Origin of the sequence: Lysinibacillus sphaericus (assembly GCF_002982115.1) — a bacterium.
Lineage (GTDB): Bacteria > Bacillota > Bacilli > Bacillales_A > Planococcaceae > Lysinibacillus > Lysinibacillus sphaericus.
Genome location: NZ_CP019980.1, coordinates 1694383 through 1709367, shown reverse-complemented (window position 1 = coordinate 1709367; position 14985 = coordinate 1694383). Strand labels below are relative to the sequence as shown.

General features: G+C 37.7%; 16 protein-coding genes. 8 read left to right on the top strand and 8 right to left on the bottom strand.

Annotated elements, in window-relative coordinates:
- Positions 1-30: 30 nt before the first annotated feature.
- From pstA to LS41612_RS08525, 3 genes are all read right to left on the bottom strand, one after another.
- Positions 31-909: a phosphate ABC transporter permease PstA gene (gene pstA, locus LS41612_RS08535; RefSeq protein ID WP_024361285.1), complete on the bottom strand. Its 879-nt coding sequence runs from the start codon at positions 907-909 to the stop codon at positions 31-33.
- A gap of 1 nt (position 910) precedes the next feature.
- Complete coding sequence (gene pstC, locus LS41612_RS08530; RefSeq protein WP_024361286.1) at positions 911-1858, bottom strand: phosphate ABC transporter permease subunit PstC; 948 nt, start codon at positions 1856-1858, stop codon at positions 911-913.
- A gap of 64 nt (positions 1859-1922) precedes the next feature.
- Positions 1923-2888 (bottom strand): PstS family phosphate ABC transporter substrate-binding protein, encoded by a 966-nt coding sequence (locus LS41612_RS08525; protein ID WP_024361287.1) that lies wholly within the window; start codon positions 2886-2888, stop codon positions 1923-1925.
- Positions 2889-3123: 235 nt separating this feature from the next.
- Between LS41612_RS08525 and LS41612_RS08520 the strand changes: the two genes are divergently transcribed.
- On the top strand, positions 3124-3318 hold the full coding sequence (locus LS41612_RS08520) for a hypothetical protein (RefSeq protein WP_036204720.1): 195 nt from the start codon (positions 3124-3126) through the stop codon (positions 3316-3318).
- A 60-nt stretch (positions 3319-3378) separates the two neighbouring features.
- On the opposite strand, the gene LS41612_RS08515 is transcribed toward LS41612_RS08520, so the two are convergent.
- The 4 genes from LS41612_RS08515 to LS41612_RS08500 form a co-directional block, all read right to left on the bottom strand.
- A complete protein-coding gene (locus LS41612_RS08515; RefSeq protein ID WP_024361289.1) occupies positions 3379-5574 on the bottom strand; it encodes a peptidoglycan D,D-transpeptidase FtsI family protein in 2196 nt (731 codons plus the stop codon).
- A 512-nt stretch (positions 5575-6086) separates the two neighbouring features.
- Positions 6087-6692 (bottom strand): superoxide dismutase, encoded by a 606-nt coding sequence (locus tag LS41612_RS08510; protein WP_024361290.1) that lies wholly within the window; start codon positions 6690-6692, stop codon positions 6087-6089.
- 186 nt (positions 6693-6878) lie between these two features.
- Positions 6879-7358 carry a DUF456 domain-containing protein gene (locus tag LS41612_RS08505; protein ID WP_024361291.1) on the bottom strand — a complete coding sequence of 160 codons (480 nt, stop codon included), beginning with the start codon at positions 7356-7358 and terminating at the stop codon, positions 6879-6881.
- 63 nt (positions 7359-7421) lie between these two features.
- Positions 7422-9053: a Na/Pi cotransporter family protein gene (locus tag LS41612_RS08500; protein ID WP_024361292.1), complete on the bottom strand. Its 1632-nt coding sequence runs from the start codon at positions 9051-9053 to the stop codon at positions 7422-7424.
- Positions 9054-9248: 195 nt separating this feature from the next.
- Between LS41612_RS08500 and LS41612_RS08495 the strand changes: the two genes are divergently transcribed.
- The 4 genes from LS41612_RS08495 (at position 9249) to LS41612_RS08480 (ending at position 11954) form a co-directional block, all read left to right on the top strand.
- Positions 9249-9758: a DUF1189 family protein gene (locus LS41612_RS08495; protein ID WP_024361293.1), complete on the top strand. Its 510-nt coding sequence runs from the start codon at positions 9249-9251 to the stop codon at positions 9756-9758.
- Between the two features lie 53 nt (positions 9759-9811).
- Positions 9812-10156, top strand: a complete 345-nt coding sequence (gene yqfZ / locus LS41612_RS08490; RefSeq protein WP_024361294.1) for a protein YqfZ — start codon at positions 9812-9814, stop codon at positions 10154-10156.
- A 96-nt stretch (positions 10157-10252) separates the two neighbouring features.
- Positions 10253-11368: a flavodoxin-dependent (E)-4-hydroxy-3-methylbut-2-enyl-diphosphate synthase gene (gene ispG / locus LS41612_RS08485; protein ID WP_024361295.1), complete on the top strand. Its 1116-nt coding sequence runs from the start codon at positions 10253-10255 to the stop codon at positions 11366-11368.
- Positions 11369-11381: 13 nt separating this feature from the next.
- A complete protein-coding gene (locus LS41612_RS08480) occupies positions 11382-11954 on the top strand; it encodes a 5' nucleotidase, NT5C type (RefSeq protein ID WP_024361296.1) in 573 nt (190 codons plus the stop codon).
- A 149-nt stretch (positions 11955-12103) separates the two neighbouring features.
- Here LS41612_RS08480 and LS41612_RS23675 read toward each other — a convergent pair whose 3' ends face one another.
- Complete coding sequence (locus tag LS41612_RS23675; RefSeq protein WP_255313805.1) at positions 12104-12232, bottom strand: hypothetical protein; 129 nt, start codon at positions 12230-12232, stop codon at positions 12104-12106.
- A 197-nt stretch (positions 12233-12429) separates the two neighbouring features.
- Here LS41612_RS23675 and LS41612_RS08475 point away from each other — a divergent pair, with 197 nt between their 5' ends.
- From LS41612_RS08475 to LS41612_RS08465, 3 genes are all read left to right on the top strand, one after another.
- On the top strand, positions 12430-12915 hold the full coding sequence (locus LS41612_RS08475; protein WP_229389842.1) for a hypothetical protein: 486 nt from the start codon (positions 12430-12432) through the stop codon (positions 12913-12915).
- 184 nt (positions 12916-13099) lie between these two features.
- Entirely contained in the window at positions 13100-13522 is a 423-nt protein-coding gene (locus tag LS41612_RS08470) for a MerR family transcriptional regulator (protein WP_227665360.1), read from the top strand.
- 31 nt (positions 13523-13553) lie between these two features.
- Complete coding sequence (locus LS41612_RS08465) at positions 13554-14882, top strand: hemolysin family protein (RefSeq protein ID WP_024361299.1); 1329 nt, start codon at positions 13554-13556, stop codon at positions 14880-14882.
- Positions 14883-14985 lie beyond the last annotated feature (103 nt).

Genomic DNA, 14985 nt, shown 5'->3' with positions numbered 1-14985 from the left:
TTTAAAATCTAGTACCATAAGGTCACCTCATTAATAACGTTTTTGGAATTTATTTCGAATAAAAATAGCGATGGAATTCATCATTAGCAGCACAATCATCAGCACTAAAATCCCCGCTGCCGCTACATATTGAAATGCCTCTTGCGGACGTTTAGCCCAATCATAAATTTGCATCGGCAATGCAGTAAACTGGCTTAATAAATCATTAGGTAAAAATTGTAAAATAACAGGTATCCCAATTACTACGAGTGGTGCTGTTTCACCTATTGCACGAGATAAAGCTAAAATACTACCTGTTAAAATCCCAGGGATGGCAGCTGGTAATACGACACGTAAAATGGTTTGCCATTTCGTCGCTCCCATCCCATAAGAAGCTTCACGTTGTTCATTCGGTACAGCGCGTATTGCTTCCTGAGCAGCCACGATTATTACAGGTAATATTAGCAAACTCATCGTTAAACCTGCTGCTAAAATACTTTTACCTAGTTCCATCATACGAACAAAAATTGTTAACCCAAGTAAACCAAAAACAATTGAAGGTACACCTGCTAAGTTTGAGATATTCATGCGAATAAAATCATTCAATCTATTTTTCTTTGCATATTCTTCTAGATAAATCGCTGTTCCTACACCTAAAACAATCGATACCGGAGCTACTACTCCCATTAACCAAAGTGAGCCGATTAATGCAGCTTTAATCCCTGCCTTATCCGCAAAGCGTGAAGCAAAATTCGTTAGGAAATCAATGTTTAAGTAACCTACTCCTTGCGTCACAATGCGGTAGAGCAAAATCGCTAGCATTACAAGCGCAAATGTAGTTGCCAAGAAAAATAAGGATTTCCAGACTTTATTGAATGTAATACGTTTAGTCATTCGTTTCTTGACGACTGTATCATCGATATAGCGCATGCTAGTAAACCTCCCTGAAGCGTTTCGAAATATAATGAGCGATTAAGTTCATCACTAACGTAAAGATAAATAATGTGAATCCAACTGAGTAGATCGAGTAATAAATCGTCGTTCCATAACCAGCATCACCCGTAGAAACTTGTACAATATAGGCTGTCATCGTTTGGATGGAATCTGTGACATTTAAATCAAATTTAGGTGTCGATCCTCCTGCTAAGGACACAATCATTGTTTCCCCAATTGCCCGGGAAATAGCAAGTACGACTGATGCCACAATTCCCGATAAAGCGGCTGGTAACACTACTTTTATAGCAACCTCAAACTTCGTAGCCCCTAGCGCTAAAGCCCCTTCTCGCATACTGTTTGGTACAGATGACATGGCATCTTCTGATAGTGATGTAATCATTGGTAATATCATAATGCCCACTACAATCCCTGGACTAAGTGCATTAAATAGTTTAAGCTCTGGAATAATTCCTTGTAGCACTGGTGTGACAAACGTTAATGCAAAGAAGCCATAAACGATTGTCGGTACACCTGCTAATACTTCTAAAATCGGTTTAACTGTACGTCTTGTTTTCTCACTCGCATATTCACTTAAATAGATGGCTGAAGCAATCCCAAATGGTACTGCTACAGCAACTGCAATTAATGTAACTTTCAGTGTTCCTGCGATAAGCGGTAAAATCCCAAATAACGGCTCCTTTCCAGAAAACGGTAGCCACTGTGTACCAAATAAAAAATCCGTAATCGAAACACGCTTGAAAAACTCAAACGTTTCAAAAATAAGGGTGAAAACAATGCCAAATGTTGTCAAAATCGAGATAAGCGCTGCAGAAAATAATAAAGCTGGCATGGCTTTTTCCACTATTTTCTTAGTTTTATGATTGCGCGAATTTGCAATTAATTGTTGCACAGATGATGTCTTATTTTCCTTTTGAGAAACCATTGGGTGCTCCTTTCCAATAAGCGAGGGAAAGAGCATCCATCTCTTTCCCTCTATGCATGTCTACTTATTTTAAGCCTTCTAAAGTTTTTAAGCCTTCAGCATATTTTTCTTCAGGTAGACGAACATAACCTACTGCTTCTGCCATATCTCCTGCATTTTCAAGTGTGAACTTAACGAAATCATATGCTGCTGCATTATCTTTCATCGCACTGTTTTTCACATAAGTGAATAGTGGGCGTGAAAGTGGCGTATATTCGCCTTTTTCAATTGTGTCATGTGTTGGTTCAATTCCATTGACTTTAACAATGTTTAACTTATCTTTATTTTCTAAGTAGTAAGCGAAGCCAAAGAAGCCAATTGCATACTTGTCACCAGAAATACCTTGAACTAGCATATTATCATCCTCTGATAATGTCGCTGAACTTACTAGATCAGCACCATCTAAAACGACTTCATCAAAGTAATCATACGTACCTGAGTCAGTACCTGGTGAGTAGAATACGATTTTTTCTGCTGGCCATGAAGGGTCGATATCTGACCATTTTTTCTCTGTGCCATCTTCAGTCCAAATTTTCTTTAGTTGTTCTATAGTTAAATCCTTTGCCCAATCGTTTTCAGGATTCACCACTACTGATAAACCATCATATGCTAAAGCTAACTCAGTGTAAGCTATTCCAGCTTGGTCTAGTTTTTCTTTCTCTTCTGTCTTTATAAAACGAGATGCATTTGAAAAGTCTGTCTCACCTGCGATGAATTTTTCAAAGCCACCACCAGTACCAGAAACACCTACCGATACTTTGACATCCGGTTGTGCACCTGCATACTCTTCAACAACTGCTTCAATAATTGGTGCTACTGTTGATGAACCATCTCCAGCAACTGAACCTTGCAGTTTTTCGTCAGCAGCTTCTTGTCCTGAGTTCGTTTCTGCATTGTTATTGTTTTGCGTTGAGTTGTCTCCGCTACATGCACCAAGCATTAATGCTGAACCCATTACCGCTGTCATCGTTAAGTACTTCCACTTTTTCATCTCATTTGCCTCCGTCACTAACTTTTTTATTTGTGTTTTGCCTTACAATCTTTACTATAAAGACTTATTGTTGAATTCGTATAAACCGTTCGTAAAAGACACGTAAAGGAATGTAATGCTTTGTAAACGATTGTAAAGAAACGTTTACAATTGCAATTAAATGATTTGCTTCCTTTAGCAAAGATGCTATAATATTCATTTGTGTCAGGAAATATTATAAGAGGAGTTTGACTTTGTGATTAATCATGCAAATGTACAAAATGCCGATTACTTTAAAACATATTTAACACTTATCATGGATCATCGAGAGTTGTCATTACAGGAGGCTATTGATTTTATGATGACGACGTATTTCTATAATAATATTGAGCTTTATGGAGAAAAACCGAAGGAACAATTTGAATTAGCGATTCAACAGCTTAATCGCTAGTAGAAAGCTATATAGATACTAAAAAACCGCTAGGCATATAAATATGCGCTAGCGGTTTTTTTATTCTTGTTCATCTTCACCGATTTTATCTTTTGTAATCGCAGGTAAAATTGGTTGTTCTACTTTATTATCTGTCACTTTTGTCTTTTCATATTTTGCTTTTAGCTCATAGTAAGCATCTAAAGCACGTCTTGCAATCACGTTATTATTCGATAAATGTTGATTAAGGTTCGTAGTTGCCCATGGAATGACAACAGCATAAGCAACTTCAGGATTTTCATATGGCGCATAGCCAACATGCGTTAAATTAATCGTATTTGTACCATAACGTTCACGTAATGGTCCATAATATACTACTTCGGCTGTCCCTGTTTTCCCGGCAGCGGTAAAAGGTGCGTTCGAAAATGCTGAACGTGCCGTACCACGAGAACCCGTATAAACACGATGCAAGCCTTTTTTTACATAATTAATTTCTTCTTCTGTATTATCGATGTGATTTAAAATTCTTGGTCCTACTTCTGTCACTAATTGCCCTAGCTGTTGACCATCTTTTGATGGATCACGCACTTCTTTCACGACATGGGGCTGAACACGATAGCCACCATTCGCTATCGTTGAAATATATTGTGCTAGTTGAAGCGGTGTATACGTATCATATTGTCCAATGGCTAAGTCGAGTGTTTTACCACCCATGATTAGGCCTTCTACCCCACTAAATTCATTAGGTAAATCAATGCCTGTTTTAACACCTAAGCCAAACTGTGCATAGGAATTACGCATTTTCGGGAATGTTTGATCATTTAATCGCAATGGCATCATGTAACTGTATGGTGTGCCATTAATAAGCATTGCCGTTTTAAACATATAAACGTTGGAAGATTGCTCAAGTGCGCTTAAACCATCCATTGAAATATAGCCACCTTGGTTGAAAATCGACCTTTTAACGGGTGTACCTAGTAAATGGATTGGTTCATCTCCTAATACTGTGTTCGGAGTAATCACCCCTAGTTTATAGCCTGTCAGCAAAGTGGCTGCTTTTACGACAGACCCTGCCTCATAAGCTGTTGTAAACGAGCCGTATGCATAATCCACAACTACATTTCTGCCCGTTTCCGAATCTTTTTCGATTTTTTTACCTACCATTGATAGGATATCTCCCGTATTTGGGTCCATCATGATTAAGAACGCTCGGTCTAATAAACTTGAGCCAGACATTGCTTTTAACTTCAGCAGTTCTTCTTCTACAATTTTTTCATTAGCGGCTTGTAACTCGCTATCGAATGTTAATACTAAATCTTTTCCAGGCTCGCCTTCATATGTTGTAATGGTATCAACAACTTGCCCTTTTTTATTCGTAATATTTTTGACAACTGTTTTTTGCCCTTGTAAAAGTTCTTCATATTGCGCTTCAATATAACTTTCACCGACGCGATCATTACGTGAATAATCACGTGCTAAATAATAATTAAGCTTCTCTTTCGGTATCCCTTTTGTTGGTACAGTTGTACGGCCTAACACAGAAAGGGATGATAGTTTAACACGCTTCCAATCTGTCGTTGTGTTGACTCCTGGCAACTCAGTTAAACGCTCTGAAACACGCGCAAATTCATCTGCAGATACATTCTCACTTTTAATGATTTGAGGTGATAAATTGTAGCCTGATACCATCTCGCGGTAAATAGCTAATACTTCTAAATCCGCTTCCGTTAATTGTGCTAATTCTTCGTCTGTAATGCGCTCACGTACAATTTTATCGATTTCTGCATTCGCTTGACTTGTCGTAATATTTTCCTGTGTTTTAATTTTCGTTTGCTCTTCATCAGATATTTTTGCATATGCTGCGTCATGGTTTTTTAAAATCCAAAAATCCAATTTATCGCGTAATGTGACACGATTCGTTGGTTGTTCAATCAATTGAGCCAGCTTTTCAGCAATTGCTAACATATCCTCCGTTTTAGTCGTCTGCATTTTTGTATACGTAATCGCGTTTTCAGGCTGATTATCCACTAAAATACGCCCATAACGATCATACATCCGACCCCTTGGCACACTCGTATTGACAGGTACTTCCTCAGTCCGCTCTAAAATACGAACATAATCTTCCCCTTTAACAATTTGCATATAACCAAGTCTAAAAATTAACATCGAAAATACGATAAATATAGCAAAGAAAAGGACATTCATACGAAATGTTAAATTAGAGTGATGTTTCGCTTTAACACTCGCTGCGCGATTTTTCCCCGGTGCTTTGCGCATATGTATTCCCCTCCTCATCTAATAACTGTTTAAATACACGATACCTAGTATACCATTCGAAGTTGCGTCAGAAAAGCATACTCTTGCATCATTTTCATAATTCGCCTTGTCATCATTAAAATACTAATTATTGAAAAATGTAAAATAGAAGCAATCACATCACTTACACTACAGATGGTCGCTTTTCACACTTCGTTGGAGGAGTCCCAGCCGTTTGCTTCGTTGACCTATTCGTAATTTCCGACTATTTATGAAATGATCTGCCGTAACAATCCTTAACTAGAGGAAGCATCATTTTAAATGACGGTACTTGGCAAGAAAAGTTTCCTTCCGTATATATGGATTTCTGCTATTCAAAAGCAACATTACTGAATGCGCTAAAATCATATAAAAAGGGCCATGCCAAGGTGATTTTTCACCTTATGCATAGCCCTTTACATAGAAATAATTAGTAAACTTCCACTTCACAATAGTTCCGCAGAAACCTAATTATTTTGCATTAACGCAAATGATTATTTTGCAGCTTGAAATTTAGCTTCTACTGCATCCCAGTTTACTACGTTCCAGAAAGCACCGATATAATCTGGACGACGGTTTTGATAGTTTAAGTAGTAAGCGTGCTCCCAAACATCTAATCCTAAGATTGGTGTTTTACCTTCCATAACTGGAGAGTCTTGGTTTGGTGTAGATGTAACTGCTACTGAATCACCATCAACGATTAACCAAGCCCAACCTGAACCGAATCGAGTTGTTGCAGCTTTTGCAAACTCTTCTTTGAAAGCATCGAAAGAACCAAATTTAGCATCGATTGCTTTAGCTACTTCACCAACTGGAGTTTTTGAACCGCCTGGTGCGATTACTTCCCAGAATAGTGTGTGGTTAGCATGTCCGCCACCGTTGTTACGAACTGCTGTTTGTTTGTCAGCTGGAAGTGCATCGATATTTGCGATTAAGTCATTAATGTCTTTTTCTGCAAATTCAGTACCTTCTACTGCTGCGTTTAAATTTGTTACATAAGTATTGTGGTGTTTAGAATAGTGAATTTCCATAGTTTTTGCATCGATATTTGGTTCTAATGCATCGTAAGCATAAGTTAATTGTGGTAATTCGTAAGCCATTATTAAGTTCCTCCCTAAAATAAAGAAATAATTAGTACATCCTTAGATTATCAAAATTGGTCAAACCATTCAATGAAAAATACCTCAAATTAAAGATTTCAGCCTTTTGACCGAAATAAATAATCCAATTTCTAATATACCCACTTCTTTAATTTGTTAAACTTTATAGTTACCCCCACAATACGTTTAAATAGCAATAAAGAATACGACAATCATCACAATTTGAATAACTGCCTTGGCTACGGTTGACGTTAAAAAACCGATAAGCGAACCCACACCACTTTTTACAGCTTCATTAAAAGTTCTTCGCTCTACAATAAGCTCTGCAATGATGGCGCCTAAAAAAGGCCCTACTAAAATGCCGGCAACAGGAATAACGAATGGCCCAATCAATAAACCGATTGTACTGCCCCACATTCCTGCATTGGAGCCACCGAATTTTTTAATACCAACAGCATTTGCAACCGTATCAGCTCCAAAGAGAAGGACAACAAATAAAATTTCAATTGCCCAGAACCACCAACTTAAATCAGCAAATGAGAAAAATAATCCATAAAGAATAAATCCACCTAGTAAAAATAGAACACCTGGGATTATCGGATACACTAATCCAACAAATGAAACGATAAAGCAGGCAATCACTACGATCCAGCCAACAACTTCCATCAAAGCTCTCTCCTTTTGTCTTGCATGCCTTACATACGAAAAATATTGCCAAAAAGTTTCAATCTAGTGGCGAATTCCTAAAATAGAATCTGCAATATTCACAGCGTGATCCCCAATTCTCTCCAAGTTGCTAACAATATCCGTATAAACAATACCAGCTGCGCCACTACATTCGTTTGTATTTAAACGTGCAATATGCTTTTGTCTTAGTTTATCCTCCATATCATCTATCAAACTCTCTAACTCTGTTACTTCTTGCGCTAAGCTAAGACTCGCCGTATCAAGCGCCTCTAAGCTTTTCCTTACCGCCTCGATGGCAAGACTAAACATACCGATTAAATCTTGCCGCGCTGATTTACTTAAACTCACTTCATGGTGATCCTTATATTGCAATAGCTCCAAAATATTTTCAAAATGGTCGCCAATACGCTCAATATCACGCACATTCGTTAATAGGGTATGGTGTCGTACCGAATCAGCATGAGAAAGCGGCTGCTTGGACACCATCACTAAATAATTCGTTATTTCTTTATCTAAATGATTAAGTGCCACTTCCAACTGTAATACGGTAGGGATATGTGATGACTCCCCTGTTTTCATGTAGTAAAACGTTTCTTCTAAGCCCCTCAGCGCATGTTCACCCATCCGCAAAACTTCTTCTTTCGCTTGCCCTAATGCGATGGCTGGCGAAGAATCAATGAAGGATGGGTCCAGATGTTTCGTTGCAACATCAATACCACCGTCATGTCCAGGCAATAATTTTGTTACTAATAATGATAATCCTGCGATAAACGGTAGTTGGATCAACATATTAAAGACATTAAACGAACCATGTGCGACAGCAATTTGCATTCGAGCTTCTAAATGAAACAACTGACTAATCCACTGCACATAATTTATAAAGGGAGTAAACAGCAACATAAAAATAACCGTCCCAATCACATTAAATAACACATGGGCAGCCGCTGCTCGCTTTGCATAAATCGAAGCACCTAATGAAGCGAGGACAGCCGTTATTGTCGTGCCAATATTTTCACCAAATAAAATCGGTAGCGCACTATCTAAACCGATTAATTGTTCAGCATATAAGCCTTGCAATACGCCAACTGTCGCTGTCGAACTTTGAACGAGCAATGTAAAAATAGTCCCTAAAAATATGCCGATTACCGGTTGATTACTCAAATGAATGGTTAATGATGCGAAGTCTGCTAATTCATGCAGTGACTGCATACTAGCACTCATTAGCTCCAATCCTAAAAACAAACCACCAAAGCCAAATAAAATTTGACCTATGTGATGATAAATAGCCTTTTTAAAGAAAAATAAAAATGCTGCGCCAATCGCGAGGAGTGGATAAAAATAAATACCTATATTAATACCGATAATAAATGCAGTTATTGTCGTGCCAATATTAGCTCCCATAATGACACCTATTGCTTGTCGTAATGTTAAGAAGCCTGCACTCACTAGACCAACAGTAATTACTGTTGTCGCCGAACTTGACTGAATACAAACCGTTACGATTATCCCAACTAACACACCCATAAACGGATTCGTTGTAAATCGATTCAACCATTCACGGAGTCTGTCATCTGCCGATTTTTGTAACCCTTCTCCCATATATTTTATGGAAAATAAAAAGACCCCTAATCCGCCTAAAAATTGAAATAATATGCTTTGCCAATCTATTGTCAATGGTATTCGCTCCAATTCCTACGTCTCTACTAATCTATTCCTAATCATTAAATGAAAATGTACAAAAAGTAAAGAAAACCTTTAACTTCTTTACACAATGTTAACATTTTAGCATCTCATTCTCAGTGAAAGTGATGCAATCCATATCTAGTCATTCACGAACATGTTAGAATAGCGGATGGAGGAGATATAAATATGAAACACTCACAATTATTAATCGATAGCTTAATACACCCTAAAAAACTAGCAGCTTATCGTTTACTACCTATCGGCAAAGTCATTCAATATACCTTTCTATTAATTACCATTGTTACTGTATTTTCATTTGGACGTTTTTCTACTGATATGTCTGTTAATACCCTCGATATAAGTGGGATAACGGAATACATAGATCAAATAAAGTGGCTGTTATACCCAGTCACATTCATCATGTTATTTGTACTAACAACGATGTTAGTTTTTGGTCAAATTGCGCTCTATGCTCTAGCAGGTTTATTTATTTTAAAAGTTATGAAACGTCGTGGTGAATACCGCCATATTTGGCGCACTACAACATTCGCTATTACTTGGGCGACTATTTTAAGCATGTTAGCAGAATTCGTACCAACTGCCCGAACAATACTCTCAATCTTGTCATTACTTTTAACCATTACTCTATTAATTATCGCCTTTACAAAATATCCAAAACAACCAATTTCAAAATAATAGGCATGATTCCCCTCTCTTCTCAATATAGTGTAGAAAAAGGAGGGGTTTTTTTGCGAGCATTCTTGTTAACTGTTGCTATTGTGCTTATCGCATTTGTCGTAAAAGTAGATTTAACAGAAGGTACATTATCTCTCGCTGCCTTCTATCCAAAAGATGGGCAAAATACACTTTGCGAAGACCAGCGCGAGCCAGCTTACATTACGGTCCAAACAATTCAAGGCGATACCATCCATAGCTTATTTGCACTACACCCAGCAAAAATGCCGATGACCTTTCCGGAACGACTGGAGCTCTTTTATCAATTAAATCCACATTTACAATTACAAGCACTTGTACCAGGCGAAAATATTAAGCTTCCCCTCTCTTTTGAATTCGAAAACGCATGCGGAAAATGAAAAGTTAACGTTTCTTCCTTGTCCTTATTTTCTTACACTGCTAAAATAAGTGTCAGTGACGGCTGAAAGTAGTGGCCCGAAAAGGAGAGAAAGTTAATGAGTGAAATTTGTCACCGTTCAAAAACACGTCCTGTACGTGTCGGTAATTTAACAATTGGTGGTAGTAATGAATTATTCATTCAAAGTATGTGTACAACAAAAACACATGATGTCGAAGCAACTGTTGCAGAAATTCTGCGACTAGAAGAGGCGGGCTGTCAAATTGTTCGTGTTGCAGTGCCAGATGAGCGTGCGGCTGATGCAATTGCCGAAATAAAAAAACGTATCCATATTCCATTAGTAGCTGATATTCACTTTGATTATAAATTAGCTTTAAAAGCAATTGAAAATGGTATTGATAAAGTTCGTATTAACCCAGGTAATATTGGGCGTAAAGAAAAAGTTGAAGCCGTTGTAACAGCTGCAAAAGCAAAAGGCATTCCTATTCGTATTGGCGTAAATGCCGGTTCATTAGAGCGACATATTCTTGAAAAATATGGCTATCCAACTGCCGATGGTATGGTAGAATCAGCACTACACCATATTAAAATTTTGGAAGACTTAGATTTCCACGATATTATCGTGTCAATGAAGGCATCGGATGTCAATTTAGCGATTGAAGCATATGAAAAAGCTGCACAAGCTTTTGATTATCCGCTACATTTAGGTATTACAGAATCCGGTACATTGTTTGCTGGGACTGTAAAATCTGCTGCTGGCCTTGGCGCAATCCTGTCAAAAGGTATTGGTAATACGCTACGTATCTCTTTATCTGCCGACCCTGTGGAGGAAGTGAAAGTTGCTCGTGAGCTATTAAAATCATTTGGTTTAGCGTCTAACATGGCAACGTTAATTTCATGCCCTACATGTGGCCGTATTGAAATCGACCTTATCTCCATTGCAAATGAAGTGGAAGAATATATTTCAACATTAAATGTGCCATTAAAAGTAGCTGTTCTAGGTTGTGCCGTAAATGGTCCAGGTGAAGCACGTGAAGCCGATATCGGTATTGCAGGTGCACGTGGTGAAGGTCTGCTATTCATGAAAGGCAAAACGGTTCGTAAAGTTCCAGAAGAAACAATGGTAGAAGAATTGAAAAAAGAAATTGATAAGCTAGCTGCAGAAATGGCTGAAAAACGTGCGGCTGAAGAAGCTGCAAAAGCGAACGCCTAAGGGAGGTGCTTGCATGACAAAGCCCCGTTTTGGTATTGATATTGACGGTACAGTGACCTGTCCGAGTACACTTATCCCGCATATTAATAAGCAGTATAAGGTCAATATTACACTGGATGATGTTTGTGAATATGATTTTTTATCGGCCTTTCCTTATCCAGTAGATCGCACTGCATTTAACGCATGGTTTAAGGAAAATGAGCCTTATATGTATGAAGTATCAGAAGCTGCAAAGGATGCCAAAGCTATTTTAAATGCTTGGCAACATACTTATGAGCTATATTATATTTCTGCACGTGGTCAGAATGTTTCTGATATTACGATGAACTGGTTTAAATCACAGGCTATTCCGTACGATCACATAGAACTTATCGGAAGTCATGATAAATTAGCGACTGCCAAAAAGCATAATGTCGCCGCTTTCTTTGAAGATAAACATGATAATGCTGTGATGCTCGCTGAAGAATTAAAAATACCTGTTATTTTATTCGATACACCATATAATCGTCTTGCTGTACCTGACAATGTTGTGCGAGTGTATAATTGGCAAGAAGCAAATCAGTTTATTACGAACTACTTTAAGTAATACTGACAAGATTAAAAAGTAAAAGTGTTAGATTGACTGTGACCAATCTAACACTTTTTGTCGTCAACGTTGATGTATACAACAGCGAACCTAACAGCACTTGTCGTGGTCCTACCCGTTGGACTTCCTTGCGATTTGAATAGACATCACTAAACTTCAAGTATCCCACGCAACCAACGCTCCACAAAATTTTCGAAGGTTATTCCATAATTATCATAGACCGCATGATAAACAAAATATGTTCCTAATCGATCGAGTATCTCATCATTAATTTTCATATGAACCGCTCCCCTTCTTGATTTAAGTTACGTAAAATTTCACTCTAGATAACCATTGCTATTTCCAATTCATTTGAAAAGGTTGTATCGTTGCAAAACCGTCACAATCTGCCTGTTACATACCCTTTCTTCACAATTTTCTTTTCGTTAATATAGTAGTAACAACTAGTAAACTGGGGGTACTCCTTGTGAAATTGATGACAAAACTCACTTTTGTAGCATGCCTGTCTACCTTACTTACCGGCTGTGGCGATCGACTATCTGAAATCAAAGATGCGGCATCGGGCATTAACTCAGCAGCTGATGCTGCCGCGAGCTCTGTTAGTCGTGATGTCCATGCAATAAGAGCGCTAACGATTAACTACAAAGACCAAACATTTACTATTAATGACCTATTTAAAACTATTTTACGTGACATACGCTGGGAATATGACGCCGAATTAAATGAACTACATGTTCAAGGTACATGGCGAGCACCATTATTCTCTGACCAAGCATGGGATACTCCTATGCAAAAGAAGCTTGCTGAAACCGGTGTAGTGACTGTTACGTGTACAATAGATGACGATCAAATTGATAGCGCGCAAACAGCCGTAACACTTGTTTTAAATCAAGAAAAAATACTACAAATGAATGGCGAGGATGCATTACATCATCTATACGATACCTATTTAAATAAATAAGGTCTGTAGCTTTTCTAACGATATTATCGTTTAGAAGAGCTTTTTTTGTAACGATTGACGATTCCTTAAGCAAGCCCTTAGCAACAAGCAGTATTCACAAAAAAATCATATTTTTAAAAATTTTAAAGCGTATTATTTGTATGCTATAAAACTGTCACGTTATAATCAAAGCATCACGTGATGGTTGGGAGGTATTTGCATTGGGACAGAAAAATTAAAAATCGGAGAGCTTGCTCAAAAAACTGGCATTACTAAAAGAACAATTGATTACTATACAAATTTAGGCCTGTTGGAGGCAGAACGGTCCCCATCAAACTACCGCTATTATGATCCTGCCATGATTGAACGACTTCATTTCATCGAGAAACGCAAGCAGGAAGGACTTTCACTCGTAGAAATACAACAAGCACTTAATGTCACAACAACTTATGAAGAAATCGATGTTCAAATACTACGTTTAAAAATGCAAGATTTAGAGCATGATGTAACTTCTTTACTGGAACAAATGAACAATCAAGACACGAAATATAGCCAAACGATTAAAAAAAATGTTTCACCTGAAAGCATTGCATTAATGCAATCATTATTACTACTCATTAATACCTAGGAGGTGACGTTCTGTTTTGCAGAACGACTATTTGGAGACCATATTAAATTTATCGATTTTCACTATTTTATTAGCTTTAACCGCCTTTTTCGTAGCAACGGAATTTGCGATTGTTAAAATGCGTTCCTCTAGACTTGATCAGTTAATTGCAGAGGGCAATAAAAAGGCAATACCTGCGAAGCATGTTGTCAACCATTTAGATGAATACTTATCTGCCTGTCAGCTTGGTATAACAATAACAGCACTTGGTATCGGGATGGTTGGTGAAAAAACCTTTGAATTTATGTTACATCCACTCTTTGAAACAATCGGCATTTCGGATAAATTTATCCCTATTTTCACAATCGGTTCGGCTTTCGCTATCGCTACTTTTCTACATGTCGTTGTCGGCGAATTAGCGCCAAAAACGGCAGCTATTCAAAAGACGGAAACAATCTCATTGCTTTTTGCTAAACCGATTATCGCTTTCTATAAATTGATGTATCCATTCATTTGGTTTTTAAACGGATCGGCGCGTATGCTTCTAAGTTTCTTCGGTATGAAACCGGCTAATGAACACGAGATTTCACATACAGAGGAAGAATTGCGTTCCCTGTTATCTGAAAGTTTTAAAAATGGTGAAATCAATAAAACCGAGTTAAAGTTCGTGAATAATGTTTTCGAATTTGACGAACGGATTGCTCGCGAAATTATGATCCCCCGAACAGAGATTGCGGGTATTGAAATTAATGAAACCTTCACTAATATTATTCACTTTATCGCATCCGAGAAATATACTCGCTACCCTGTGTATGATGGTGACCGTGATAATATTTTAGGCTTTATTAATGCAAAAGAGTTGTTTACACATGGCTTATTGGAACAAATAACTGATGATTCTTTAGTTCTCGAAAACTTTATTAACCCTGTTATTCGAGTAATTGAAACAACACCTATACAACAATTACTAGTTCGCATGCAGAAAGATCGCATTCATATGGCGATTTTAATGGATGAATATGGTGGTACCTCTGGGCTTGTGACGGTAGAAGACATTTTAGAAGAAATCGTTGGCGAGATTCGTGATGAATTTGACGATGATGAAGTTGCAGAAATTCGGAAGATTGGTGACAATCATTATATTTTGAATGCAAAAATGCTTGTAGAAGATGTAGAAAATTTATTGCAAGTATCCCTTGACAATGAAGAAGTAGAAACACTTGGTGGTTGGTTCTTAACAGTCAACAACGGGCTCAAAGCGATTAAAAACATCGAGCTAGCGCAATATGTATTTAGCATTTATGAACAACAGGGTCATCAGCTTCACTTTATCGAAGTGCGTCCTCTTCATAAAGCTGCACCCGTTCCTACAGAAGGCTAATAAAAGTAAACGAAAGGCTCAGTTGATATAACTTTCACAACTTTAGGGCTATACAAAGTTATCTAAATACTTTTGTCTCATTCCATTATTAGCCATATTTCGA